The following is a 24,433-nucleotide window of genomic DNA, read 5'->3' on the forward strand; positions in this document are numbered from 1 at the left end:
CAACATGGAAAGGTGGATGGCATGCTGATCCTGGAATGTCCCTATTGCGGGGTGAAGGGCGAGGAAACCGAGTTCGCAGGCGGCGGCGAGGCGCATCTGAAGCGGTTCGGACCCGGTGCGAGCGATGACGATTTTCACGCCTACCTGTTCCAGCGCGAGAACCCCAAGGGCGTGCACCTGGAACGCTGGCGGCACAGCAACGGCTGCGGCAAGTGGTTTCACGCCGCGCGCAACACGGTGACGCTGGAGGTTTACGGGACCTATTCGGCGCAGACCACCGAGCCGCCGAAGGACATCAAGGACAAGATCTCGGCCCGGGTGCCGGGCTGGAGCTGGAGAGAGTTTTCATGAGCACGCGTCTGGCAACGGGCGGGCGTCTGGTCAACAAGGCGCACGCGATGGAATTCACCTTCAACGGCAAGCGGTTGAAGGGCTTCGAGGGTGACACGCTGGCCTCGGCCCTGCTGGCCAACGACCAGATGCTGGTGGGCCGGTCCTTCAAGTATCACCGCCCGCGCGGGATCGTGGCGTCGGGCGGGGAAGAGCCCAACGGCCTGGTCAACATGGGCCGGGGCGAGACGTTTGAGCCGAACCAGCGGGTGACGACCACCGAGCTTTTCGACGGGCTGGAGGCGACGAGCCAGAACCACTGGCCGAGCCTGGAGTTCGATGTGGGGGCGGTGAACGCGAAGCTGTCGCGGTTCCTGCCTGCCGGGTTCTATTACAAGATGTTCATCCATCCGCGCCCGCTGTGGAAGCACGTCTATGAGCCGTTCATCCGGCAGTCCGCGGGCCTGGGAAAGGCGCCCAAGGACAAGGATGGCGACAAGTACGAACATCTTTACGCGTTCTACGACGTGGTGGTGATCGGCGGCGGTGTCGCGGGGCTGATGGCGGCCCGTGCGGCGGGGGCGTCGGGTGCCAAGGTGCTGCTGATGGAGCAGACTGCCGCCTGGGGCGGACGGACGCCGGTGGATGGTCCGCTTTACGATGCGACTGTCAACGATGGGCCTGTGGATAAGTTCGTGGATGAACTGCTCGCCGAGCTGGGCGAAATGTCCAACGTGACCATGCGGTTGCGCATGATGGGGGCGGGCGTTTACGACCACGGCTACCTTCTTGGCTATGAACGGGTGAACGATCACAAACCCAAAGCCAAGGGGCCGCGGCACCGTTTGTGGCGCATTCGTGCAGGCCGGATCGTGACCGCGACAGGCGCGATCGAGCGGCCTCTGAGCTTTGCTGGAAACGATGTGCCGGGCGTGATGCTGGCCTCGGCGGTGCGCGATTACGTCGTAAATTATGGGGTTTCCGTCGGGGACCGTACGGTTGTGGTGACCAACAACGACGACGCCTACCTGACCGCGCTGGCGCTGAAGGCGGCGGGCCTCGACGTGCCTGCAATCATTGACGCGCGGGCGGCGGGCGCGGGCGCGCTGGCCGAAAAGGCCAAGGCCGCGGGCATCCGCGTGGAGACCGGCAAGGGGATTGCATCGGTCAAGGGCGGCAAGCGCGTGACCGGTGTGGGTATCTGTGCACAAGCCGGCGAGGGCGCGGTCACGGAAGAGATCGCCTGCGACGCGGTGGCGATGTCCGGCGGCTGGTCGCCGGTGGTGCATTTGTGGTCGCATTGCGGCGGCAAATTGCTGTGGGACGAGACACAGGCGATGTTCCGGCCCGACCCGGAAAAGGCCCCCACGGGGGCGGCGGGCGAGGCGTTCGTGTCGACCGCCGGAACCGCGAGTGGCGAGATGGAGTTGGGCGCGGTGCTGGCCGATGCCGAAGATGCGGGCCGTGCGGCGGCCAAGGCGGTGGGCAAGACCCCGAAGAAGGCCGAGAAACCGAAGGCGGAGGGCGTGCAGAGCAACGTCATTCAGCCGATCTGGATGATGCCGCAGGGCGCCAACGTGAAGCTGCGGATGAAGTCGTGGCTGGATTACCAGAACGACGTTAAGGTGTCGGACGTGCAGCTGGCGGCGCGCGAAGGGTATGAAAGCGTCGAGCACGCCAAGCGCTATACCACGCTGGGCATGGCGACGGACCAGGGCAAGCTGAGCAATATCAACGGCTTGGCGATCCTTTCTGATGCATTGAATCAACCGATTCCGCAGACCGGTACGACCACGTTCCGGCCGCCCTATACGCCGATTTCCATGGCGTCGATCGCGGGCGAGGCGCGGGGAGAGATATTCCAGCCGCTGCGCAAGACGCCGATGCATGACTGGCACGAGGCGAACGGCGCCTATTGGGAGCCGGTGGGCCATTGGCGGCGTCCCTATACATTCCGCAAGTCGCCGGGCGAGGAGATTGGTGCGGCCGTGAAGCGCGAGATCAACCAGACGCGGGGCAGCCTTGGCCTGTTGGATGCGTCCACGCTGGGCAAGCTGATCGTGAAGGGGCCGGATGCGGGCAGGTTCCTCGACATGCTCTATACCAACATGATGAGCACGCTGAAGCCCGGGCGCTGCCGCTATGGCCTGATGTGCAACGAGAACGGGTTCCTGATGGATGACGGCGTGGTGGCGCGGCTGGATGAGGACACGTTCCTGTGCCACACCACCACGGGCGGTGCCGACAGCATTCATGCGCATATGGAAGAGTGGTTGCAGACCGAGTGGTGGGACTGGAAGGTCTATGTCGCCAACGTGACCGAGCAATACGCGCAGATCGGCGTGGTCGGGCCCAATGCCCGTAAAGCATTGGAAAAGCTGACCGATGCGGACCTGAGCGCCGAGGCGCTGCCGTTCATGGCGTGGCAGGACATCGAGTTTGGCGACGTCAAGGCGCGGGTGTTCCGGATCTCGTTCTCGGGCGAGCTCAGCTACGAGATCGCCGTGCCGGCCAGCCAGGGCCGGGCGTTCTGGGATCAGTTGCTGGAGGCCGGGAAAGAGTTCGGCGTGATGCCCTACGGCACGGAGGCGCTGCACGTGATGCGGGCCGAGAAGGGCTTCATCATGATCGGGGACGAGACGGATGGCACGATCATTCCGCAGGACCTTGGCATGCAGTGGGCCATCTCGAAAAAGAAGGACGACTATATCGGCAAGCGCGCGCAACAGCGCAGTCATATGGTCGATCCCGAGCGGTGGCAGCTGGTGGGCTTGCAGACGGTGGACGGATCGGTCCTGCCCGATGGGGCCTATTGCGTGGCCGAGGGCGACAATGCCAACGGGCAGCGCAACGTGCAGGGGCGGGTGACCTCGACCTATTATTCGCCGACGCTGGAGCGGGGGATTGCCATGGGTCTGGTCAAGCATGGCCCGGACCGGATGGGCGAGGTGATCGAGTTCGCCAAGGTGGACGGCACCACGGTGCCCACCAAGATCGTCAGCGCGGTCTTCTATGACCCTGAAGGGGAGAAGCAGAATGTCTAAGGCTGTCAGTGCTTTGCAAGGCGCGGTTTATCAAGGCTACGTGGAGGTCCGGGAGATGGGCCTGGTGGGCATGATCACGCTGCGCGGGGATTTGTCGTCGGCCAAGATGAAGAAAGCCGTCAAGGAAGCCTGCGGCGTGGACCTGCCCGGACAGCGCGAGATCGCGGTGTCGGGCGACAAGGGCGCGGCGTGGATGTCGCCGGACGAGTTGCTGCTCATGGTGCCCTATGAGGGTGTCGGTGACGCGCTGGCGGCGCTGGAAACGGCGTTGAAGGGCGAGCATTTCCTGGCCGTCAACGTGTCGGACGCGCGGGCGGTGTTCCAGCTGACGGGCGAGGCCGCGCGCGAGATCATCGCAAAGCTCTGTCCCGTCGATATGGCACCCGGCGCGTTCGAGCCGGGGCAGATCCGGCTGACGCGCATGGCGCAGATCGCGGCGGCGTTCTGGATGGTGGATGGCGAGACGATCCGGGTGGTCTGCTTCCGCTCGGTGGCGGAATATGCGTTCAACCTGCTCAAGGATGCGGCGGAGCCGGGGGGCGAGACGGGGCTTTTCGCCTGAGGATCTGCACGGGGTTCCAGCGACGGGCGCGTGGTTTCTGTTGTGTGGGGCGGTGGGTTGGAAACCCACCCTACGTAGGTCTGACGATCATGCGGTTTTTTCAGGCTCTGCGCCCGCGCACAGCCCGCCCGCAGCGCAGGAACAAAACAACAGCCTTGACGTTGATCCTCGAAGGCTACCATGTAGTCGCGCAATATCACCTCAAAGAACAGGGGGCCCCAAATGGCTTTTGAACTTCCCGATCTTCCTTATGCACATGACGCGCTGGCCAGCAAAGGCATGTCGAAGGAGACGCTGGAGTACCACCACGACATTCACCACAACGCCTATGTCACCAACGGCAACAAGGCGATCGAAGGGACCGAGTGGGACGGCAAGTCTCTGGAAGAGATCATCAAGGGCACCTATGACCCCAACGCTGTCGCGCAGTCGGGTATATTCAACAACATCAGCCAGTTGTGGAACCACAACCAGTTCTGGGAAATGATGACGCCCGAGGACAGCAAGATGCCGGGCGAGCTGGAGAAGGCGATCAACGACAGCTTCGGTTCGGTCGACAAGTTCAAGGACGAGTTCAAGGCCGCCGGTGGCGGTCAGTTCGGCTCGGGCTGGGCATGGTTGGTCAAGGACACCGACGGCAGCCTGAAGGTCACGAAGACCGAGAATGGCGTGAACCCGGTCTGCTTCAACCAGACCGCGCTGCTGGGCTGTGACGTGTGGGAGCATTCCTACTATATCGATTTCCGCAACAAGCGGCCCGACTACCTGTCGAACTTCCTCGACAAGCTGGTAAACTGGGAAAACGTCGCCTCGCGCATGTAGGTGCCAGCGACCTCCAATCATCTGATTTCAGCCCCCGGCCGCTTGGCCGGGGTTTTCTTGTCGGAGCCACCCTGCATGACCGAAACCGCCAAGGGCGTCGGCGCCATCATCCTGGCCTGTACCATCTGGGGGCTTTCCGGCCTGTTCTACAAGCTGCTGGCGGGGCTGCCGGTGCTGGACATTCTGGCGCATCGCACGCTCTGGGGCGCGGTGTTCTTCCTGTTGATCCTCGGTGTGCAGGGCCGGGTCGGTGCACCGCTGCGCGTGCTGCGCGGGCGCGGCACGTTGCGCATCCTGGCCGGAGCGTCGGTGCTGATCGCGCTCAATTGGATGCTGTTCGTCTGGGCCATCAAGTCGGGGCAGGCGCTGGAGGCGTCGCTGGGATACTACATCTTCCCGCTGGTGGCGGTGCTGTTCGGGCTTTTGTTTTTCGGCGAACGGCTGCGCCGGGCCGAGGCGCTGGCGGTGCTGCTGGCGGCGCTGGCCGTCGCCGTTCTGACCGCGGGCCTGGGTGTGGCGCCGTGGATCGCGCTGAGCATCGCGGCCAGTTTCGGCGCCTATGGCGCGTTGAAAAAGCACCTGGATGTGGGCCCGGTCGTATCCGTGACGGCGGAATCGCTGCTGCTGGCGACCCCGGCACTGGCATGGCTGGTCTGGTCGGCGGTGCAGGGCGGGGCGGTGACGGGGGATCCTGGGCGCTGGCGCTGACCCTGATGCTGGCCGGGCCGATGACGGCCACGCCGCTGATCCTGTTCAGCTATGGCGCGCGGCGGATCGACCTGGCGAGCGTGGGCGTGCTGTCCTACCTCAATCCCAGCCTGCAATTCGCCGTCGCGGTTCTGATATTTGCCGAGGCTTTCACCGGCTGGCACATGGTCGCCTTCGTCATGATCTGGACCGCGCTGGCGCTCTACAGCCTGGCGCGCTGGCGTTACCGGCCGGTGGCACCAAGGCCCTCCATCAGGTCCTGAACCGTGTCGACGACTGTTGTGTAGTCGCGTAGGGAGGTGTCAGCGAAAGCCTCATTAATGACGTGGTCGATCAGCTGGATGAGCTTTGTCCAGTAGCCTTCGGCATTCAATAGGAAAACAGGCTTTTCATGCAGGCCGATCTGGCGCCAGGTCAGGACCTCGAAATACTCGTCGAGCGAGCCTGCGCCGCCCGGCAGGACCACAACCGCGTCGCAGTTCATGAACATGACTTTCTTGCGCTCGTGCATGGTCTCGGTGACGACGTAGCGGGTGAGGTCGGTCTTGCCGACTTCCCATTTCACGAGGTGGTCGGGGATGACGCCAAAGGTTTCGCCCCCGGCGGCCTGGGCGGCGCGCGCCACGGCGCCCATCAGGCCCACGTCGCCTGCACCGTAGACCAGCCGCATGTCGTGTTCCGCAAGGGCGGTGCCAAGTTCCGTCGCCGCGGCCTCGTAGGCCGGGTTTTGCCCTTTGCGTGAGCCACAAAAGACACAGACGGAACGCTTGGACATGAAATCACCAATGGCTGGAGGGGCTTGTTTTGACCGTTCTAGCCGGTGTTGCTAAACTCCTGCAACCGCAGAGCTGTCGGCGCGGTCGGGGGATAACGGGATATGAGCAAGCAGTCTGGCATGGCCGGAGGATACGGTACCGCGATCACGGGGGCGGTCGGGACGTTGGTTGTCGTGGTCGGACTGTACGTTGCGGGCGTCTTCGATCCTGATCTGGATGCACCGGAGCGGGGGACGGGCGGCACTGGCGACAGTTCCGACGCGACCACGGCGGAGACCGCAACTGCGGAGAGCGGTGCGGGCACGGCTCCTGAGAGCGAGGGGAAGGCGCCGGCCGATAGCGCCGGGAGCCAGGCTGGGCAGACGGCGGAGACCGGAACCAGGGAGGCGGAGGACGCGGCGAAGGCCGAGGCCACAGATACAACAGAGGCTGACGCGGCAGAGCGCCCGGAGGCCGAGACCGCCGATACGGCGCCGGAGATGCCGGCGCCGCCCAAGGTCAACACCTTTCGGCTGGACCCGGATGGCCAGATGCTGGTGGCCGGGCGGGCCGAGCCGGGCTGGGAAACCGCGATCCGGCTGGACCGCGACGTGCTGCGCAGTTTCGTGCCCGAGGGCAATGGCGAGTTCGTGGAGTTCGTGACGGTCGACCCGAGCGAGGAGCCTCGGGTACTGTCGCTGAGCATGCGTTCGCCGGAGACGGGCGAAGATGTTGTCAGCGAAGGGGAAATCATCATCGCGCCGCTGCGGGCGCCGAGGCAGCCGGACGTGGCCGGCGGGGATGCGGTCGCGGCGCTGGAGGCCTCGGGGCCGGAGGGTGCGACGTCTGATGACGAGGCGCAGGCCGTGGCGCCTGCCGACACGACAATGCAGGCTGCCGAGCCGGTAGAGGCCGTGGAGCCGGACGGGACGAGCGCAGACACCGTGGCGGATGCTGTGGAGGAGGAGGCCGCGCCCGAGATCGGAACGGCGGCGCTGTCTGACCCCGCGGCACCGGCGCGCGACGGTGAGACGTCGGCCGCCGCGCAGGAGAGCGAGGCGCGGGCCGCTACGCCGGAGGCAGAAGCCGAGGGTGGAGAGACTGGGGCGCAGACCGGGACTGCGTCCGAGTTGCAGTCGGACAGTGCGGCTGACGGGGCCGGGACTGCCGCTGCCACCGAGGCCGAAGGGGACGACGTGGCTGCGGGCGAGGCCGGTACGGAGCAAGCCGCCACCACAGGCACAGGAGGTGACGCCACGGCGCCGGACAATGCGGGGACGGATCAGGCCGCCGTTTCCATGCAGACCGAAGACGGCGACGCGGCGACAGGCGCCGCCGGAGTGGATCAAGCCGCCGCCGCCACAGGGGCAGGAAGCGAAGACGCGGCGAAGGATGCGGCCGGCACGGAGCAAACCGACACCACGGGCGCCGGGGACGACGAGACGGTGACGGCTGCGGTGACGGGGGAGGCCGGGACGAGGCAGGACAGCGATACGGCGGGCGAAAGCCCTGCCGCCGAAGGCACTGGCGATGGCGCGAGCGACGTCAGCGATGATGCGCCGGGGGCGGCGGTGCTGATGTCCGACGCGGATGGCGTGCGCGTGATCCAACCCGCGCCGGGCGATGCCCGCCCCGACGTGATGTCTGTCGTGGCGCTGGACGCGATCAGTTATTCCGACACCGGCGAGGTTGAACTGTCCGGCCGGGGCGCCAAGGACGGGTTCGTGCGGGTCTACCTGGACAACACGCCGGTCACGACCTCGCGGATCGAGGCGGATGGCAGCTGGCAGTCGGACCTGCCGGAGGTGGATACCGGCGTCTATACGCTGCGGATCGACGAGGTGGATGCCGACGGCAACGTCACCAGCCGGGTCGAGACACCGTTCAAGCGCGAGGACGAGACTCTGCTGGCCGAAGCCACGCAGGCGGGCAAGCTGGTGCAGGCGGTGACGGTGCAGCCGGGATACACGCTGTGGGGGGATTTCGCGGCGCAACTACGGCGAGGGGATCGAGTATGTGCGGATCTTCGAGGCCAACCGCGACCGCATCCGAGACCCCGACCTGATCTATCCGGGGCAGGTCTTTACCATACCCGACCATGCGGAGTAGGCCCGGCAAGGAAAAACCCCGACGCGGGATGCGCCGGGGCCTTTGTAACTTTCCTTGGCAAACGCCGTGATAAAGGTTGGATCGGGGATCACGACGCCGCCTGAAAGAGGGCTCAATCGTTTTCTTCGGCCTCTTCCTCGATGCTGTCGCCGAGGTTGGACAGGTCGCGCCCGAACCCTTCGGTCGTCTCGCACGCGGCGAGGGCGAAAAGGGCAGTGAGAGCTGCGATGAAACGCATGTTCTTTCTCCGTTTACCGAGGCACGTTGCCTGCGCTTGGCACGGAAACGCGGGACGCCGGGTTTGGTTCCGGGGCAAATGCAGAAACTGCGACACTCCTGTGCGGCGGTGCGTCTGGCCTTGGGAACGGGCTTGGCCTATGTGACGCACAAGCGAAGGAGACCAGATGCGGCGAAGACCCACGACAGCGACGGAAATGCCTGAGAACGGCTTGCAGGTGATCCGGCGCGTGGCGCCGTACCTGTGGCCCGAGGGGCAGACCTGGGCCAAGCGCAAGGTGGTGCTGGCGATGATCGCGCTGGTCATGGCCAAGGTCGTGGCCGTGGGCACGCCCTTTTTCTACAAGGCGGCGGTGGACAAGCTGGCCGGGGAGGGCGAGACGGCGGCGTGGATGCTGGGCGCGGGCGCCATCGGTCTGACTGTGGCCTATGGCATGGCGCGGCTGATGAACGTCGGCTTCCAGCAGTTGCGCGACGCGATTTTCGCCCCCGTGGCGCAGCGCGGCCTGCGGCGGCTGGCGCTGGAGACGTTCGAGCATGTGCACCGGATGTCGATGCGCTTTCACATGACGCGCAAGACCGGCGGGTTGAGCCGGATCATCGAGCGCGGCGTGAAGAGCGTCGAATTCCTGCTGCGGTTCCTGCTGTTCTCGGTCGGGCCGTTGATTCTGGAGTTGTTGATGATCGGCGTCGTGCTGTGGACGCTGTTCGACTTTTCGTACCTTGCCGTGGTCATGGGGGTGATCGCGGCCTACACGATCTTTACCTTCAAGGTGACGGAGTGGCGGGTGAAGCTGCGTCGGCGGATGAACGAGCAGGACACCGACGCCAATCAGAAAGCCATCGACAGCCTGTTGAATTTCGAGACGGTGAAATATTTCGGCGCCGAGGGGCGCGAGGCGGCGCGGTATGACCGCGCGATGGAAGGCTACGAGACGGCGGCGCTGAAGACATCCTATTCGCTGGCCTTCCTGAATGTCGGGCAAAGCTTTCTGATTACCGGCGGGCTGGTGGCGGTGATGGTGATGGCCGCGATGGGGGTGCAGAGCGGCGCGTTGACGGTGGGCGATTTCGTGATGGTCAACGCCTACATGATCCAGATCACCATGCCGCTGAACTTTCTGGGCACGGTATACCGCGAGATTCGGCAGAGCCTGGTCGATATGGCGGAAATGTTCGATTTGTTAGAGAAAACGCCGGATGTGACCGACGATCCGGATGCAAAAGGTTTGAAAATCGAAGGCGGGGCGGTGCGGTTTCGGGACGTCTCGTTTGGTTATGACCCCGAAAGACCGATCCTGCACGGCATCTCTCTGACCGTGGCGGCGGGCGAGACCGTGGCGCTGGTGGGGCCGTCGGGGTCGGGCAAGTCCACGATCGGGCGGCTGCTGTTCCGGTTCTATGACGTGAGCGGCGGGGCGCTGGAGATCGACGGGCAGGACGTGCGCGGCGTGACACAGGAAAGCCTGCACGCGGCCATCGGCGTGGTGCCGCAGGACACGGTGCTGTTCAACGACACGATCGGATACAACATCGCCTATGGCCGCGAGGGGGCCACGCAGGCCGATATCGAGGCGGCGGCGAAGGCGGCGCAGATCCACGAATTCATCGAGAGCTTGCCGAAGGGGTATGAGACGCAGGTGGGCGAGCGCGGGCTGAAGCTGTCGGGTGGCGAGAAGCAGCGGGTGGGCATTGCGCGCACGCTGCTGAAGGACCCGCCGATCCTGCTGCTGGACGAGGCCACGTCGGCACTGGACACAGAGACCGAGCGCGAGATCCAGGACGCGCTGCGCCGGGCCGGCGAGGGGCGCACGGTGATCACCATTGCGCACCGGCTGTCGACGGTGGCCGATGCCGACCGGATCGTGGTGCTGGAAGACGGACAGATCGTCGAGGAAGGCACCCATGCCGAGCTGTTGGCGCGTGAGGGTCGCTATGCCGGCCTGTGGGCGCGGCAGGCCAGCGAGCGGGAGCGGGCGGCCTGATTCGCCAAAGAGAGCACGGGCCGGGCGCATGAGGCGCGTCGTGGAGGACAAGGCGGCCCGCACCGGCGAAAAACCGCGCGTCGCGCCCCGGTCCTGCGGACGAATTTCCCTTGTTTGAAGGCTTGGATTTTCTTTGCTGGATACGTCGCGTCATCCGGCTATTTTCCTGTGGAACAGTTTGGGCGACATGCGGTAGAGCGCGAGTCCCTGGCCGCGTTTTTACGAGTTACTTCTGGTTTTGGTGCGAACGGCCGACGCTGACGGCGCGCTGAGCAAGAGGTGACATGTACCGCGGGACGATTCTGTATTTCTCGGAAGATGGAGATGTCGCGCATATCTGGTGCGCGACGGCCGCAAATCCCCTGTTCCGGGCGAGGAAGTCCGATTTTCCCGGGCTTTGGCTGGCATTGCAGGTTGGCAAGGAAGTGGTCTTTGATGGCGAGACGTCTGACGGACAATGGATCGTGTCGCTGCACCTGGCGTCGGAGCATGAAGCGTGAGGGGACGTGGGTTTTCACCCACCCTACACAGGGTCACTCGGCGGCACGGAGGGATTTGTCCCTGGGCGTGTCGTCCTGGTACGCGACATCGGAAACGCTTTCCGTCCAGATGATCTCGGGCGCGCGGACGCGGGCGGCCTGGCGCGAGAGGGCCCAGTCGCGTGCGGCGCGGCTGGTGCGGCCGAAGGAGAGCTTGGCCAGAAGCTGGGCGCCCCAGAGGACGTAGGTGGTGGCCCAGATGCGCAGGGCCAGCATGGAGGGGTGAAGACCAGCGTGAGCACCGTGGCGATGCCGAGGCCGAAGACGACCGCGGTGGCCAGCTGCTTCCACCAGAGCGCGGTGGGGCTGTTGAACGTGTAGCCGCCGGCGAAGAAATCGAGGCTGAGGCCGAACATCATCGGGGCAAGGCCCGCCATGGTGGTGATCGTGGTCAACAGGACGGGGCGGATGCGCGCCTCTGCCGTGCGGGTGACCGCCTCGATCCGCGGCATGTAGCGGGAATATTCCTGGTAGGTGTCGATCAGCACGATGTTGTTGTTCACCACGATGCCCGCGAGCGCGACGATTCCGGTGCCGGTCATGATGATGGAAAACGGCTGATTCATCACGAGCATCCCGATCAGGACGCCGGTGGTCGAAAGCACCACCGCGAGAAGCACGAGAATGGCGTTGTAGACCGAGTTGAACTGCGCCAGCAGGATGATGAACATCAGCCCCAGGGCGCCCAGGAAGGCCTGTTGCAGAAAGGTGCCTGATTCCTCCTGGTCCTCGGCGTCGCCGGTCCATTCATAGGAGACGCTGCGCGGCATGTCGGTGGTTTCGAGCCACTGGGTGAGGGTCTCGATCCGCTCGTTGGCGGTGAGGGGCGCTTGGGTTTCCTCGCCGTTTTCGCCGGTGGTGGTGACGGTGAGCCCGTCCGTCACGGCGGCCTTGACATCGAAATAGCGGGTCTGGTCGACGCGGTCGATCTGGGCCAGTTTCGGCACCGGCTGGCGGGTGATGAAGTTCGACAGCGGCACGAGGCCGTCATTGGTGCGGACCTTGAGCGTGTCGAGGGTCGAGAGCACACGGTCCTCCTCGGGGAGGCGGACGCGGATGTCGATTTCCTCGTCCGAGGAGGGCACGCGCATGGTGTCGAGCAGGATGCCGCGCGTCACCAGCTGGACCATCGCACCCACGGTGGCCACGTCGGCGCCGAAGCGGCCCGCCTTTTCCACGTCGACGTCGATCTGCCAGTCGATGCCGGGCAGGGGAAGCGTGTCCTCGATCAGTTCCAGCCCGCGGGTGCCCTCGAACTTCTCGCGGGCCGCGGCGGTGAAGGCTTGCAGTTCTTCCCAGTTGTCGCCCTTGAGGCGCAGGTGCACGGGCTTGGCCGAGGCGGGGCCCTGTTCGAGCGACAGGATCTCGACCTTCATGCCGGGGATCTGTTCAAGCTGCGCGGTCAGCTGGTCGATGGTGCGTTCGCCGTCCGCCACGGGGTCGTTGACGCGGCGCTGCACGTCATAGTCGAGGACCGGGATGGTGAACCACGTCTCATAGGTGGTCGGACGGTCCTCCCACTTGATCAGCTCGAACTGGACCTGGCCGATGGTGTCGAGCGGGGGCTGCGCGCCGCCGGTGTTGTTGTTGAGCCCGCCATCGCCGGCGAAGGAGAAGGCCGAGAGGACGTTGGGATGGGCCAGCACGACCGCTTCGGCCTCGCGGACCAGCGCGTCTTTCTGGCCGATCGAGAGGTTGCCGCGGGCGCGGACGTAGACGATGGCGTTCTCGGGCTCTGATTCCACGAAGAACTCGGTGCCGTTGTTGTTGTTCACGTAGTACATCAGCACCGAGCCGACGAAGACGAAGATCGCGCAGAAGGCCACCAGCGGCATGATCGGGTTGGCGGCGATGGCATGGATCACCCAGCCGAAGGGCGAGCGGCGGTAGCCCGCGTCGACGCGCCGGGCGCGGTGCAGTCGGGTGTATTGCCCGATGGCGATGGCGCCAAAGACGATCAGGGCGACGATAATCGCGGCGGTCCAGCCGATGCCCGAGGCCCAGGCGACGCCGATGGCGGCGGCCGCGAAGATCAGGCCACGGGCCACCGGGAAGGGCAGCTTGCGCGCCTGCCAGGCGTCGAGGCTTTGCCACAAGAGCGACAAGCGGCGGAACAGCGCAAGCACGCAAAGGAGCGCGGTCAGCGCGCCGGCGAGGGCCACGCCGCCGGCGATGACCATGCCCAGACCCAGCCCGAATGCGGTGAGCAGCGACGGGATGACCGAGCCGAGAATGTTGCCGCCGTCCATGCCCGCGAACTGTGCCCCGGCCTGCTGGGCGAGGGGGCCAATGGCTTGACCGGCCAGCATCAGGCCGCCCACGGCGAGCACGGCGAGCGCGATATGGAGATACCAGCGTGTGGTGGCGATGGAGTCGATCCGCTGGGTGAACCAGCGTTCGATGCGGCCCGTGACGCCGCCCATGACGGGCAGGTAGACCAGCGCCACCAACAGCGAGGCCGAGAGCACGAAGATGAGCGTGACGGGCAGCATCATCATGAACTGCCCCGGCACGCCGGGCCAGAAGAGCATCGGCAGGAAGGCGCAGAGCGTGGTGGCGGTGGAACTGACCACGGGCCAGAACATGCGCTTGGCGGCGGCCACGTAGGCGTGCATCGGGCCTTCGCCCTCGGCGATGCGCTTGTCGGCGTATTCGACCACGACGATGGCGCCGTCCACCAGCATGCCCACGGCGAGGATCAGGCCGAACATGACGATGTTCGACACCGGCACGCCCATCACCGCCAGAAGCGCGAAGCAGAGCAGGAACGAGGTGGGGATGGCGAAACCCACCAGAAGGGCGGGGCGGATGCCGAGAGCGGCCAGCGTGACGATCATCACCAGCGCGATGGCGGTCAGCACCGAGCCTTCGAGTTGCGAAACCATCGAGGCGATGATGCGCGATTGGTCGTTGGACGTGTCGACCTGTACCGCGACCTGGAGTTCGGACGGCCAGTTGTCCTCGGCCTCGGCCACGACCTCGCGCACCAGCGCGGCGGTGTCGATGATGTTGAAGCCCTTGCGCTTGACGACTTGCAGGGCAATGGCCGTCTCGCCGTTGAAGCGGGCGGTGCCGGCGCGGTCCTCGAAGGTGAGGTTGATACGGGCAAGATCGCCCAGCGTCACGACGCGGTCGCCGTTGGTCTTGACGGGCAGGTCGTAGATGTCGCGGGTGTCGTCGAAAGAGGAGGGGATCTTGACCGAGAAGGCACCCTGGGCGCTGTCGACCTCGCCCGCGGCAATGAGCTGGTTGTTGTTCTGGACGACGTTCAGAAGCTCGTTCGCGGTGACGTTGTAGGCTTCGAGCCGCAGAGGGTCGATGACCACTTCGACCATCTCGTCGCGGTTGCCGGCGATGCCGGCCTCGAGCACCGGTTCCAGACCTTCGAGGCGGTCTTGCAGGTCCTTGGCGATGCGGGCCAGCGTGCGTTCCGGCACGGGGCCGGAAAGCGACACGATGATGATGGGAAACTCGGAGAAGTTGATCTCGTTGATCGTGTATTGCTCAGCGCCTTCGGGGAAGTCGGCCTCGGCGGCGTTCATGGCGTCGCGCACGTCGGCCATGATCCGGGTCTTGTCCCAGCCGAATTCGAACTCCAGCGCCACGCCGGCATAGTTTTCGGCGGCCGTGCCGGTCATTTCCTTCAGGCCGTCGAGGTCTGAAAGCTCGGTTTCCATGACCTTGACCAGCAGTTTCTCGGAATCCTCGGCCGAGATGCCGGGAAAGTTGACCGAGACGAAGAGGGCCGGGATCTCGATATCCGGTTCGCCTTCCTTGGGCAGGGATATGTAGGCTGTGGTCCCGGCGACGATCGACAGGATGATGAAGGCGATCACCATCCGGGCGCGTTGCGAGGCCCAGTCGACGATTCCGGTCATTGGATCGCCTCGCGGTAGGCGGGTTTCACCGGCACGCCGTCGGCGACGAATTCCTGACCGATGATGATGACGTCGGAGGTCTCGTCGAGGCCGGTGACGAAGACACCGGTGGGGCTGTCGCGCAGCAGGGTCACGGGCTTGAACCGGGCCGTCTTGTCCGGGGTCACGATGCGGACCCCGAGAGCGCCGTCATCGTCGAGCGTGAGGGCCGATTGCGGCAGGAGATGCGCCTTGACGCCTGCGGAGTCGATGCGGATCTCGGCGGTCTGGCCGTCGCGCAGGGAGAGATCCTCGTTCGGGACGCGGATATCGACGCGGAAGGTGCGGGTGGTGGGATCGGCGGCGCGGGAGATGAAGGTAACGGTGCCTTTGACGGTGCCACCCGAGGCCAGCCGGGCGGTGGCGGGGGCGTCGAGGCTGACCTTGCCGATCTCGGTTTCGGGGACGTAGCCCACCAGCATGATCGGATCGAGCTGGATCACGGTGGCGCAGAGCGTGCCGGCCTGAAGGAAGCTGCCAAGCTCGGCGGTGTCGGATTCCAGCAGGCCGGAGAAGGGCGCCTTGATGGTCAGCCGGTCGATTTCCTTGCGGGCGGAGGCCACGGCGGCCTCGGCGCTTTGTACGCCGGAGCGGGCCGCTTCGATGCCGGCGGCGGCGGTTTCCTGTCGGGATTGGGCCGCCTTGAGTGCGGCCTCGGCGCTGGTGATCTGGGCCTTGGCGCCTTCGACGGCGGCCTTGGTCTGGGCCACGCGGGTTTGCGAGGCGAAGCCGTCGGTGGAGAGTTTGTCGGCGGCGTTGGCGTTTATCTCTGCCTCGCTGAGCACGGCGCGGGCCTCGACCAGGCGGGCGCGGCTTTCCTCGATGCGGGCCTCGGCCTCGGGTACGGCGGCCTCGGCTTCGGGGATGCGGGACTTGGCCTCGGCCAGGCGGGCCAGCGCCTCGGCCAGGTTGGCCTCGCGCGTACCGGGGTCGAGCTGGCAGAGGGTCTGGCCTTCGTCCACGAAGGCGCCCTTGCGAATGGGATCCGAGACGATCTGTCCCGCGGTTTCGGCCCGCAGTTCGACCTGGCGGTCGGCCTCGGTCTGGCCCCTTACAGTGACGGCGCTGTCGATGGTGCGGGCGGTGGAGCGCAGGGCGACGACACCGACGGTGCCATCGCGTTCTGCCTCGGTTTCGGCGAGCGGTTCGGCCTCTTCGGTCTCCGGCGTGACCGCGGCGGTCTGTTCGGTATCCCCCTCTGCGGCGAAAAGTGCCGCAATGCGCTCGCGTTCCATCACGAGGGCATAGATCATTGCGCTGACCAAAATGGCGGCGAGAATGGGAAACAGTCGCATGGAAAGGCTTTCTGAGCGTCGTCTACATGTGTTTACAGGCACTTGGCCCGCAAGGCCATGCGTCTTGGTGCGTTATGCGCTGAACTATCGAGTTCAGATTAGTTCTTTTCAGCGGAATGATCAAGCCGGTCTACGGGTCCGTGCGGGCGCTGGCCGGCAGAGCGGGCCGCGCGCCCCTTGGCAGGGCCGGAACGACACGGTAAGAGGGGCGAAATCGCAAGGAAAGGCAGCCCGGAGTGAGCCAGTCTGACAGTTTCATCGACGAGGTGACCGAAGAGGTTCGCCGCGACCGCCTGTACCGGAATTTCAAGCGGTACGGATGGATCGGCATTCTGGCGGTCCTGTTGCTGGTGGGCGGCGCGGCCTACAACGAATGGCACAAGGCGCAGGAGCGGGCCGAGGCGCAGGCGCTGGGCGATGCGATCATCGCGGCGCTGGGCGAGGAGGACCGCGCGGCCCGCACCGCGGCGCTGGACGCCATCCAGCCCGAAACCGGCGGGGCGAAGGCCATTGTCGGGCTGCTGGCGGCGGGAGAGAGCGGGGCGGAGATTGCCCCGGAGTCGGTCGAGCAGCTGTTGACGCTGGCGGATTCGCCCGATGTTCCGCTGGTCTATCGCCAGATCGCGACCCTGAAGGCCGTGGCCCTGCCCGGGTCGGGCCTGAGCAACGAGGACAAGCGCGCCCGGCTGGAAGGCATGGCGGCGAGCGGCGGGATCGTGCGTCTGCTGGCCGAGGAGCAGCTTGCGCTGGTCGATCTGGAGGCCGGCGACCGGGACGCTGCGCTGGAGCGGCTGCGCGGGATCTACGAGAGTGCGGAAGCCACAGCGGGCTTGCGTCGGCGCGCCGAGCAGTTGATTGTTGCGCTGGACGGTGACATTGAAGAGGAGCCGGGCGGCACGACCGACGGCAACTAGGCGTGACCCAGGCCCGGACCCGGGCCGACGCGAGGACAAGTACGGGGGCGACAGCGGTGAAGACGTTAGCGGGAGTGATTGGCCTGAGTGCGCTGTGCCTCGTCGCGGCCTGTACCAAGAAGGAAAACATCCTGACCGGCGAACGCCAGGAGATCAGCGAGATCCTTCAGACCGAGCAGGGCGAGCCGGATCTGGCGGCGCAGACGGTGACGGGCAGCGTGCCGCCTCTGGCCCTGCCGGCGGCCCGTAGCAACGCCAGCTGGGCCCAGAGTATTTCCAACGCCCGCACCCGCGTGGCGCATCCGGCGCTGCGCGGCACGCCGCAATTGGCCTGGACGGCCAACATCGGGCAGGGCGATGGGCGCAAGTCGCGCATCACCGCCGACCCGGTGGTGGGCGGTGGCATGGTTTACACGCTCGATGCACGAGCGCAGGTCTCGGCCTTTACCACCGCGGGCCAGCAGGTCTGGACCCGCGACCTGGTGCCCGCGAACGACAGCAGCATCGATGGCAGCGGCGGCGGTCTGGCCTATGACAACGGACAGCTTTTCGTGTCGTCCGGCTTTGGCCTGCTGACCGCGCTGGATGCTTCGACAGGCACCCAGCAATGGCAGCAGAACCTGCGCGCGACCGGATCGGGCAGCCCCACGGTGGCGGGCGACCTGGTTTACGTGGTGGCGGGCGACGAGCTGGCCTGGGCGCTGGACCGCACCGACGGCCGCATCGCCTGGCAGCTGGAGGCGACGCCGGACATCCAGAACGTTCTGGGCGCGCCGTCGCCTGCGGTGACGGACAAGTACGTGGTCTTCGGTTTCGGCTCGGGCGAGGTGCAGGGCGCGTTCCTGAAAGGCGGGCTGCGGCGCTGGACGGCGCAGATCGCGGGCAGGCGGCAGGGCTATTCCAGCGGGCAGATCGCCGATGTCACCGGCGACCCGGTGATCGACGGCAACACGATCTTTGCGGGCAATCATACCGGGCGGACCGTGGCACTGAACCTGGGCAATGGCGAGCGGCTGTGGACTGCAGCGGACGGACCGCTGAACCGGGTGTGGCCGGCGGGTGATTCCATCTTCATGGTGTCGGACCGAAACGAATTGTTGCGGCTGGCAAAATCCGACGGGCGGCGGCTGTGGGGCGTGAAACTGCCGTTCTTCACCAAGTCGAAGCCCAAGAAACAGGCGCGGATATTTGCCCATCACGGGCCGATCATTGCCGGTGGCCGCCTGATCATCGCGTCGAGCGACGGGTTGATGCGATTCTATGACCCCACGAACGGCGCGGCGCTGGGCCAGGTGCAGATGCCGGGCGGAGCGACGACCAACCCGGTGGTGGCCGGAGGCACGCTTTATGTCGTGTCGTCCAAGGGCCAGTTGATGGCTTTCCGTTAAGCCGGACATGGTGTAACTGGGCGGCCTCAAGGGCCCTGATGCGCAGGGTCCGCGCGGTTCATCCGATCCGGAGCCTGACAAGATGAGTTTCACACTGGCAATCGTGGGCCGCCCCAACGTGGGCAAATCCACGCTGTTCAACCGGCTTGTGGGCAAGCGGCTGGCGCTGGTCGACGACCAGCCCGGCGTGACGCGCGATCTGCGGGAAGGGGATGCGCGGCTGGCCGACCTGCGCTTCACGGTGATCGACACCGCGGGGCTGGAGGATGCCACCGACGACAGCCTCGAGGGCCGGATGCGCAAGCTGACCGAGCGGGCGGTGGACATGGCCGATGTGTGCCTGTTCCTGATCGATGCGCGGGCCGGGGTGACCGCGCTGGACGAGATGTTCGCCGAGATCCTGCGCAAGCGGGCGGACCATGTCTTTGTCGCCGCCAACAAGTCCGAGGGCAGCGCGGCGGATGCCGGTGTGCTGGAGGCCTACAGCCTGGGGCTGGGTGAGCCCATTCGCCTGTCGGCCGAGCATGGCGAGGGGATGCACGACCTTTACACCGCGCTTTTGCCGCTGGCCGACGGCTATGCCGAGCGGGCCGAGGCGGAAGCCCCCGAGGTGGACGTGGCCGTGGACGAGGATGGCGAGGCCGATCCCGACGGTGTGCGCAAGCCCACCAAGGCGCGCCCCCTGCAGGTGGCGGTTGTGGGGCGGCCCAACGCGGGCAAGTCCACGCTGATAAACAGGATCCTGGGCGAGGACCGGCTTTTGACCGGGCCGGAGGCCGGGATCACGCGGGATGCGATTTCGTTGCAGACGGACTGGGACGGGCTGCCGATGCGGGTCTTCGATACTGCGGGGATGCGCAAGAAGGCCAAGGTACAGGAAAAGCTGGAAAAACTGTCGGTGAGCGACGGGCTGCGCGCGGTGAAATTCGCCGAGGTCGTGGTGGTTCTGCTGGACGCCGCCATTCCGTTCGAGCAGCAGGATTTGCGTATCGCCGACCTGGCCGAGCGCGAGGGTCGGGCGGTGGTCGTGGCGGTGAACAAGTGGGATATCGAAGACGACAAGCAGGGCAAGCTGCGCGACCTGCGCGAGGCGTTCGAGCGGCTGTTGCCGCAGCTGCGCGGCGCGCCGCTGGTGACGGTTTCGGCCAAGACGGGCAAGGGGCTGGACCGGCTGCGTGCCGCGGTCGAGAAGGCCTATGACGTGTGGAACCGGAGGGTCAGCACCGCGCGGCTCAACCGCTGGCTGACGGGGATGCTGGAGGCGCACCCGCCCCCGCGCCAGGCGGGCGGCGCATCAAGCTGCGCTACATGACCCAGGCCAAGACACGGCCGCCCGGGTTCGTGGTGATGTGCAGCCATCCCGACAAGATGCCGGCGAGCTATTCGCGCTATCTGGTGAACGGGTTGCGCGACGATTTCGACATGCCGGGCACGCCCATCCGCCTGACCCTGCGGTCACAGTCGGACAAGAACCCCTACAAGGCCAAGAAAAAGGCCGGGCCGTCGAAGCTGCGCAAGCACATCAAGGGGCGCGGGCAGGGCTAGGCGCGGGACGTGCGCAGGGCCAGCACCGACAATGCGACGAGGCCCGCGGCGCAGAGCGCCAGCACCGGCCAGTTGACGGGCTCGGCATTGGCGACGCCGATGCCGATCAGGGCCCAGACGACCGCGACGGCGTATTCCGGCGTGTCGGGGCGCAGCGTCAGCAGAATGGCGGCCAGCACGAGGGCAAGCGCGATCATGGCGAGGGCGGCGGTCTGTTCAGAGACATAGCCGTAGCCCGCCAGAAAGAGGCCGAGCGCCACGCAGGATGCCGCCGTGAGCCAGCCGGTATAAAGGGCTATGGGCGCGCGCAGCCAGATCCGGTCGCGGTGCCCCATGCGCAGGAAGGCCAGCGCTGCGGTGGCCCACATGATCCAGATCAGGACCGTCGCCCAGGCGGGATTGATATTGGCCACCGGGATCCAGGCCGCGCCGATGACGAGGCTGGCGATATAGGGCCAGCGCATGGTGTCCCAGGCGGGATCGTCGTGGCGGTTCAAGAGCCCGAAGAGCGCCCCGGCCAGAAGCCAGATATAGATCAGCCCCCAGATCGAGAAAGCATAGCCCGCGGGCTGCACCGGGGGTTGTCCTGCGGGATCGGGAACTGGTCGGCGCTGAACCCGTTGAAGCCGGCGCTGTAGACCGGGGACAGGGCGAAGAGAATGGCGGCGACGAGCGCGAAGACGGCCTTGACCTTGAACATGATGCCTCTCATTTTTCGCTGCGGGAGGCGGCTTGACGGAATTTCGCTGCCGACTCTTGCAAATGACTGAAATAGTTTCAAATTGAACCTGTAAAGGGTGTTTCTGGTTACGTTTTTTGACGGATTTCCTGCCTGTGGAGGCGTTTCGCCATGACAATCCGCGATTACCTGAGGGATTACACGCGCAAGTCCGACGCGATGGGCGCGCTCAGCTATGGCGCGAGTTTCGCGGTCTACTTCGCCGCCTTGGGCCTGGGCGCGTGGGCGTGGCCTGCATGGTGGGCGGTGCTGCCCTGCGTGGTCATCCTGGCCTTCGCGTCGGTGCGGCTTTACGTGTTGCAGCATGATTGCGGGCATTACTCGCTCTTCGCGACACGATGGCTGAACGACGTGGCGGGGCATGTGTTGTCGGTGTTTTCGCTGACGCCCTACCGGGTGATGCAGTTCAATCACAACCAGCACCATGCCTATCTCGGCAACCTGGAGCACCGCGAGACCACCGAGGTCTATACCATGACCTTGCAGGAATGGCGCGAGGCAGGGGTCTGGACGCGGACGTGGTACCGGATCTATCGCAACCCGGTCGTGATGCTGAGCCTGGGCGGCATCTACGCTTATTTCATCGCCTATCGCTGGCCGGTGAACACCATGAAGGTGGGTCCGTGGGGCGTGGTTGCGCACAACCTGGCCGTCGCCGCATATGTCGCCATTGTCTGGACGTTCTTGGGCGTGCCGGGGCTGGTGGTGCTGGGCACGAGCGCATTGCTGGCCGGCGTGATCGGGGTGTTCCTGGTCTACTTGCAGCACAATTTCGAGGACACCTACTGGGACCGCAAGCCCGACCTCGATTTCCGCAAGGCGACGCTGGAAGGCTCGTCGAGCCTGGACCTGGGGCATTGGTGGGATATCGGGACGGGCAACATCGCCTATCACGATCTGCATCACTACAACCCGCAGATCCCGTCCTATAATCTGCGCCGGGCACAGAAGAACCTGCCCGACGAGTTGCGGGTGCATGACGAGATCCGCTGGCGCGAGGCGCTGGCGAGTTTCCGGCTCAAGCTGTGGGATGAAGAGAGCGAGAAGCTGGTGCCGTTCCCGTGCCGACGAGCGCGGCGCGGTATGGTCGCGGGGGCCTGAAATTCTTCGTACGAAGAATTTCAGGTAAGATTATTCGTACGAATAATCTGGCGCGTCAGACCTTTTCCACCGTCACGTCATCGGAAGAGTAGAAGGCGAGGTGGTCCTTTATGCGGGCCACGTCGGACTTGGGGTCCTCGTAGCTCCAGGCGGCGTTTTCCAAAGTCTTGCTTTTGGTGACGATCGAGAAATAGCGGGCCTCGCCCTTGTGCGGGCAGGTCGTGCGGTGGTCGCTTTCGTCGAGGAAGGCCATGGCGATGTCTTCGCGGGGGAAATAGATGACGTCGTTCAGGCCATCCTCGGCCAGAACCAGTGCGTTCCTGCTTTCGACCAGCACCGCGCCGCCTGCGCGGACCGTCCATGTGCCCTCTGCCTTGTGGATCGTGATCGCTGCCATGTCTTTTCTTCCTTCCCTCGTGTTGTGTCATAGGCACCGGGACGCGGCCCGGTGTCAACCCGTTGGCCCGCGCTTGTGTGACCCGTCCGTGTGACAGGGGGATGTCACAGAGGGGCGGTCACCTGTTCCAGCCAGTGGCGCGCGGTGGTGTCGAGGCGCGGCCCGATCCGGGTGCGGCAGGTGGCGTGGTAGTCGTTCAGCCACTCGAGTTCCGTGCCGGTGAGCGTGTCCGCATCGATGAGGCGGCGGTCGACGGGTACGTAGTTGAGTGTGGTGAAGTGCAGCATTTCACGCGTGTGGTCGCCATCGGGCAGGGCGGGTGCGGGGGTGACGACAACGAGGTTCTCGATGCGGATGCCGAAGGCGCCCTCGCGGTAGTAGCCCGGCTCGTTCGACAGGATCATGCCGGGTTTGAGCGGCTCGGTCGAGGCGCGCGACAGGCGCTGCGGGCCCTCGTGGACGCACAGATGCACGCCGACGCCGTGGCCGGTGCCATGGTCGTAATCCTGCCCGGCCAGCCATAGAGGATAGCGCGCGATGGCGTCGAGGTCGCGGCCCGAAAGGCCCCTGGGCCAGCGCGCGCGGCTCATGGCGATCATGCCTTGAAGCACGCGGGTGAACGCAGCGCGTTCGGTGTCGCCCGGCTGGCCCACGGCGAGCGTACGGGTAATGTCGGTTGTGCCATCCTGATATTGCCCGCCACTGTCGAGCACCAGCAGGTCACCCTCTTGCAGGGTGCGGTTGGTTGCCTCCGAGACGCGATAATGCGGCAGGGCGCCGTGCGGGCCGGAGCCGGCGATGGTGTCGAAGGAGATGTCGAGCAGGGCGCCGGTGGCGCGGCGGCAGGCCTCGAGCATTTTCACCACGTCGATCTCGGTGATCGTGCCGGGCGATTGTGCGTCGTACCATGCAAGGAAAGTGCACATGGCGGCGGCGTCGCGCAGATGCGCCTCGGTCGTGGCGGCGATCTCGGCGTCGGTCTTGCAGGCCTTGGGCAAGATGCACGGGTCGCCGTCATAGGCGATTTCGGTTCCTGCATCCTCGAGCAGGGACACGATGCGCAGGGGCACCGAACCGCGGTCGAGCCGGACGGGGCCGGAGAGTGCGCTGATGGCCGGGGTGAAATCCTGCGGCATGGCGAGGGTGACATCGTCGCCCAGATGGGTGCGCACGGCGTTGTCGAGCTTGGCCGGGTCGATGAAAAGGTCCAGTGCCGCGTCGTCGTGCAGGATGGCGAAGGCGTGGGGGATCGGGTTGCGGGGGATGTCGCTGCCGCGGATGTTCAGAAGCCACGCGATGGAATCGGGCAGGGTGAGGATGGCGGCGCGATGGCCGTCCGCGCGCAGGGTTGCGGCAAGCTCGCGGCGCTTGTCGGCATGGGATTTGCCGGCGAGGTCGTCGGGGTAGACGCGCACGGCGCCCGTGGGCGGGGCAGGGCGGTCGGGCCAGGTGCGGTCGATGAGGTTGTCGGTGGGTTTGAGTGTGATTTGCGTGCCCTTGAGGCCCTCCTCGATCGCGGCGATTTGCTCGGGCGTGTAGAGCCACGGGTCATAGGCCACGGTGCCGCCCCGAGGCAGGTGGGTCTTCAGCCAGCCGGCGGGCCGCGTGTCGGGCCAGTCGACGGGGGTGAAGTGATCGGTGTCGACCTGGGCGCGGACCTGACCCCGGTAGCGGCCGTCGACGAAGACGCCGGCAATATCCCGCAGCACGATGCAGAAGCCCGCGGAGCCGGTAAAGCCGGTGAGCCAGGCCAGCCGCTCGTCTCCGGGCGCCACGTACTCGCCCTGATGCGCGTCGGCGCGGGGGATCATGAAGCCGTCGATGCCGTCACGCTCCAGTTCAGCGCGCAGGAGTTTCAGGCGCGGTGGGCCCTGGTCGGGCGAGGAGGATCCGGAAAAGGACTGGAAGACGGTGTCGGGCAAATCTGTCATGGGCAAAGTGCTAGGGCCGCGCGGGGTGAAGTGCAAGTGCGGCTGTGACAGGGGCCGATTTCTTGCAAGAAATCGGATTGGAAAATTGAATTTTCCAGCGCGGAATTTTGCAAAA

20 protein-coding genes and 1 pseudogene are annotated in these 24,433 nt (G+C 65.7%); 13 read left to right on the forward strand and 8 right to left on the reverse strand.

Annotated features, from left to right (window positions below):
- Positions 1-21 precede the first annotated feature (21 nt).
- From ACSQ76_RS07980 to ACSQ76_RS08005, 6 genes are all read left to right on the forward strand, one after another.
- Positions 22-351 (forward strand): sarcosine oxidase subunit delta, encoded by a 330-nt coding sequence (locus ACSQ76_RS07980; RefSeq protein ID WP_437156153.1) that lies wholly within the window; start codon positions 22-24, stop codon positions 349-351.
- Positions 348-3,374, forward strand: coding sequence for a sarcosine oxidase subunit alpha family protein (locus ACSQ76_RS07985; protein ID WP_437156154.1), 3,027 nt, complete (start codon positions 348-350; stop codon positions 3,372-3,374). Before ACSQ76_RS07980 ends, ACSQ76_RS07985 begins: the two co-directional genes overlap by 4 nt.
- A complete protein-coding gene (locus tag ACSQ76_RS07990; protein WP_437156155.1) occupies positions 3,367-3,936 on the forward strand; it encodes a sarcosine oxidase subunit gamma in 570 nt (189 codons plus the stop codon). The genes ACSQ76_RS07985 and ACSQ76_RS07990 overlap by 8 nt, the downstream gene beginning before the upstream one ends.
- Positions 3,937-4,158: 222 nt before the next feature.
- A complete protein-coding gene (locus tag ACSQ76_RS07995) occupies positions 4,159-4,758 on the forward strand; it encodes a superoxide dismutase (protein WP_437156156.1) in 600 nt (199 codons plus the stop codon).
- A gap of 75 nt (positions 4,759-4,833) precedes the next feature.
- Positions 4,834-5,466, forward strand: a complete 633-nt coding sequence (rarD, locus tag ACSQ76_RS08000) for an EamA family transporter RarD (protein ID WP_437156157.1) — start codon at positions 4,834-4,836, stop codon at positions 5,464-5,466.
- A complete protein-coding gene (locus tag ACSQ76_RS08005; RefSeq protein ID WP_437156158.1) occupies positions 5,403-5,729 on the forward strand; it encodes a hypothetical protein in 327 nt (108 codons plus the stop codon). The genes rarD and ACSQ76_RS08005 overlap by 64 nt, the downstream gene beginning before the upstream one ends.
- On the opposite strand, the gene ACSQ76_RS08010 is transcribed toward ACSQ76_RS08005, so the two are convergent.
- Positions 5,690-6,241, reverse strand: a complete 552-nt coding sequence (locus tag ACSQ76_RS08010) for a TIGR00730 family Rossman fold protein (protein ID WP_437156159.1) — start codon at positions 6,239-6,241, stop codon at positions 5,690-5,692. The two genes, ACSQ76_RS08005 and ACSQ76_RS08010, sit on opposite strands and share 40 nt — an antisense overlap.
- A gap of 102 nt (positions 6,242-6,343) precedes the next feature.
- Between ACSQ76_RS08010 and ACSQ76_RS08015 the strand changes: the two genes are divergently transcribed.
- A complete protein-coding gene (locus tag ACSQ76_RS08015; protein ID WP_437156160.1) occupies positions 6,344-8,434 on the forward strand; it encodes a hypothetical protein in 2,091 nt (696 codons plus the stop codon).
- Positions 8,435-8,442: 8 nt separating this feature from the next.
- Here ACSQ76_RS08015 and ACSQ76_RS08020 read toward each other — a convergent pair whose 3' ends face one another.
- Complete coding sequence (locus ACSQ76_RS08020) at positions 8,443-8,568, reverse strand: entericidin A/B family lipoprotein (RefSeq protein ID WP_437156161.1); 126 nt, start codon at positions 8,566-8,568, stop codon at positions 8,443-8,445.
- 166 nt (positions 8,569-8,734) lie between these two features.
- On the opposite strand from ACSQ76_RS08020, the gene ACSQ76_RS08025 reads away from it, so the two are divergent.
- Positions 8,735-10,552: an ABCB family ABC transporter ATP-binding protein/permease gene (locus tag ACSQ76_RS08025; protein WP_437156162.1), complete on the forward strand. Its 1,818-nt coding sequence runs from the start codon at positions 8,735-8,737 to the stop codon at positions 10,550-10,552.
- A 284-nt stretch (positions 10,553-10,836) separates the two neighbouring features.
- Positions 10,837-11,052, forward strand: a complete 216-nt coding sequence (locus tag ACSQ76_RS08030; RefSeq protein ID WP_437156163.1) for a hypothetical protein — start codon at positions 10,837-10,839, stop codon at positions 11,050-11,052.
- A gap of 23 nt (positions 11,053-11,075) precedes the next feature.
- On the opposite strand, the gene ACSQ76_RS08035 is transcribed toward ACSQ76_RS08030, so the two are convergent.
- Positions 11,076-14,969, reverse strand: coding sequence for an efflux RND transporter permease subunit (locus ACSQ76_RS08035; protein ID WP_437156164.1), 3,894 nt, complete (start codon positions 14,967-14,969; stop codon positions 11,076-11,078).
- On the reverse strand, positions 14,966-16,303 hold the full coding sequence (locus ACSQ76_RS08040; RefSeq protein WP_437156165.1) for an efflux RND transporter periplasmic adaptor subunit: 1,338 nt from the start codon (positions 16,301-16,303) through the stop codon (positions 14,966-14,968). Before ACSQ76_RS08040 ends, ACSQ76_RS08035 begins: the two co-directional genes overlap by 4 nt.
- A gap of 236 nt (positions 16,304-16,539) precedes the next feature.
- On the opposite strand from ACSQ76_RS08040, the gene ACSQ76_RS08045 reads away from it, so the two are divergent.
- The 3 genes and pseudogenes from ACSQ76_RS08045 (at position 16,540) to der (ending at position 20,150) form a co-directional block, all read left to right on the forward strand.
- On the forward strand, positions 16,540-17,217 hold the full coding sequence (locus tag ACSQ76_RS08045) for a hypothetical protein (protein ID WP_437156166.1): 678 nt from the start codon (positions 16,540-16,542) through the stop codon (positions 17,215-17,217).
- Between the two features lie 56 nt (positions 17,218-17,273).
- The gene (locus ACSQ76_RS08050) at positions 17,274-18,605 is read left to right on the forward strand and encodes an outer membrane protein assembly factor BamB family protein (protein ID WP_437156167.1); all 1,332 of its coding nucleotides are present in this window, start codon (positions 17,274-17,276) and stop codon (positions 18,603-18,605) included.
- Between the two features lie 82 nt (positions 18,606-18,687).
- Positions 18,688-20,150, forward strand: a pseudogene (gene der, locus ACSQ76_RS08055) (ribosome biogenesis GTPase Der).
- On the opposite strand, the gene ACSQ76_RS08060 reads toward der, so the two are convergent.
- Both ACSQ76_RS08060 and ACSQ76_RS08065 read right to left on the reverse strand, forming a co-directional pair.
- Positions 20,147-20,725: a hypothetical protein gene (locus tag ACSQ76_RS08060; protein ID WP_437156168.1), complete on the reverse strand. Its 579-nt coding sequence runs from the start codon at positions 20,723-20,725 to the stop codon at positions 20,147-20,149. The pseudogene der and the gene ACSQ76_RS08060 sit on opposite strands and share 4 nt — an antisense overlap.
- Positions 20,686-20,850: a hypothetical protein gene (locus ACSQ76_RS08065; RefSeq protein WP_437156169.1), complete on the reverse strand. Its 165-nt coding sequence runs from the start codon at positions 20,848-20,850 to the stop codon at positions 20,686-20,688. The genes ACSQ76_RS08060 and ACSQ76_RS08065 overlap by 40 nt, the downstream gene beginning before the upstream one ends.
- 150 nt (positions 20,851-21,000) lie before the next feature.
- On the opposite strand from ACSQ76_RS08065, the gene ACSQ76_RS08070 reads away from it, so the two are divergent.
- Positions 21,001-21,990, forward strand: a complete 990-nt coding sequence (locus tag ACSQ76_RS08070; protein WP_437156170.1) for a fatty acid desaturase — start codon at positions 21,001-21,003, stop codon at positions 21,988-21,990.
- A 55-nt stretch (positions 21,991-22,045) separates the two neighbouring features.
- On the opposite strand, the gene ACSQ76_RS08075 is transcribed toward ACSQ76_RS08070, so the two are convergent.
- Positions 22,046-22,387, reverse strand: a complete 342-nt coding sequence (locus ACSQ76_RS08075) for a DUF427 domain-containing protein (RefSeq protein WP_306129307.1) — start codon at positions 22,385-22,387, stop codon at positions 22,046-22,048.
- A gap of 104 nt (positions 22,388-22,491) precedes the next feature.
- Complete coding sequence (locus ACSQ76_RS08080) at positions 22,492-24,318, reverse strand: aminopeptidase P family protein (protein WP_437156171.1); 1,827 nt, start codon at positions 24,316-24,318, stop codon at positions 22,492-22,494.
- Positions 24,319-24,433 lie beyond the last annotated feature (115 nt).

Source organism: Roseovarius sp. B08, from assembly GCF_051417955.1.
Taxonomy (GTDB): domain Bacteria; phylum Pseudomonadota; class Alphaproteobacteria; order Rhodobacterales; family Rhodobacteraceae; genus Roseovarius.

What these genes read in the sequence shown, in the direction of transcription:
- ACSQ76_RS07980 (WP_437156153.1), top strand. Translation starts at nt 22, where the DNA reads ATGCTGATCCTGGAATGTCCCTATTGCGGGGTGAAGGGCGAGGAAACC.
- ACSQ76_RS07985 (WP_437156154.1), top strand. Translation starts at nt 348, where the DNA reads ATGAGCACGCGTCTGGCAACGGGCGGGCGTCTGGTCAACAAGGCGCAC.
- ACSQ76_RS07990 (WP_437156155.1), top strand. Translation starts at nt 3,367, where the DNA reads ATGTCTAAGGCTGTCAGTGCTTTGCAAGGCGCGGTTTATCAAGGCTAC.
- ACSQ76_RS07995 (WP_437156156.1), top strand. Translation starts at nt 4,159, where the DNA reads ATGGCTTTTGAACTTCCCGATCTTCCTTATGCACATGACGCGCTGGCC.
- rarD (WP_437156157.1), top strand. Translation starts at nt 4,834, where the DNA reads ATGACCGAAACCGCCAAGGGCGTCGGCGCCATCATCCTGGCCTGTACC.
- ACSQ76_RS08005 (WP_437156158.1), top strand. Translation starts at nt 5,403, where the DNA reads ATGGCTGGTCTGGTCGGCGGTGCAGGGCGGGGCGGTGACGGGGGATCC.
- ACSQ76_RS08010 (WP_437156159.1), bottom strand. Translation starts at nt 6,241, where the DNA reads ATGTCCAAGCGTTCCGTCTGTGTCTTTTGTGGCTCACGCAAAGGGCAA.
- ACSQ76_RS08015 (WP_437156160.1), top strand. Translation starts at nt 6,344, where the DNA reads ATGAGCAAGCAGTCTGGCATGGCCGGAGGATACGGTACCGCGATCACG.
- ACSQ76_RS08020 (WP_437156161.1), bottom strand. Translation starts at nt 8,568, where the DNA reads ATGCGTTTCATCGCAGCTCTCACTGCCCTTTTCGCCCTCGCCGCGTGC.
- ACSQ76_RS08025 (WP_437156162.1), top strand. Translation starts at nt 8,735, where the DNA reads ATGCGGCGAAGACCCACGACAGCGACGGAAATGCCTGAGAACGGCTTG.
- ACSQ76_RS08030 (WP_437156163.1), top strand. Translation starts at nt 10,837, where the DNA reads ATGTACCGCGGGACGATTCTGTATTTCTCGGAAGATGGAGATGTCGCG.
- ACSQ76_RS08035 (WP_437156164.1), bottom strand. Translation starts at nt 14,969, where the DNA reads ATGACCGGAATCGTCGACTGGGCCTCGCAACGCGCCCGGATGGTGATC.
- ACSQ76_RS08040 (WP_437156165.1), bottom strand. Translation starts at nt 16,303, where the DNA reads ATGCGACTGTTTCCCATTCTCGCCGCCATTTTGGTCAGCGCAATGATC.
- ACSQ76_RS08065 (WP_437156169.1), bottom strand. Translation starts at nt 20,850, where the DNA reads ATGTTCAAGGTCAAGGCCGTCTTCGCGCTCGTCGCCGCCATTCTCTTC.
- ACSQ76_RS08070 (WP_437156170.1), top strand. Translation starts at nt 21,001, where the DNA reads ATGACAATCCGCGATTACCTGAGGGATTACACGCGCAAGTCCGACGCG.
- ACSQ76_RS08075 (WP_306129307.1), bottom strand. Translation starts at nt 22,387, where the DNA reads ATGGCAGCGATCACGATCCACAAGGCAGAGGGCACATGGACGGTCCGC.
- ACSQ76_RS08080 (WP_437156171.1), bottom strand. Translation starts at nt 24,318, where the DNA reads ATGACAGATTTGCCCGACACCGTCTTCCAGTCCTTTTCCGGATCCTCC.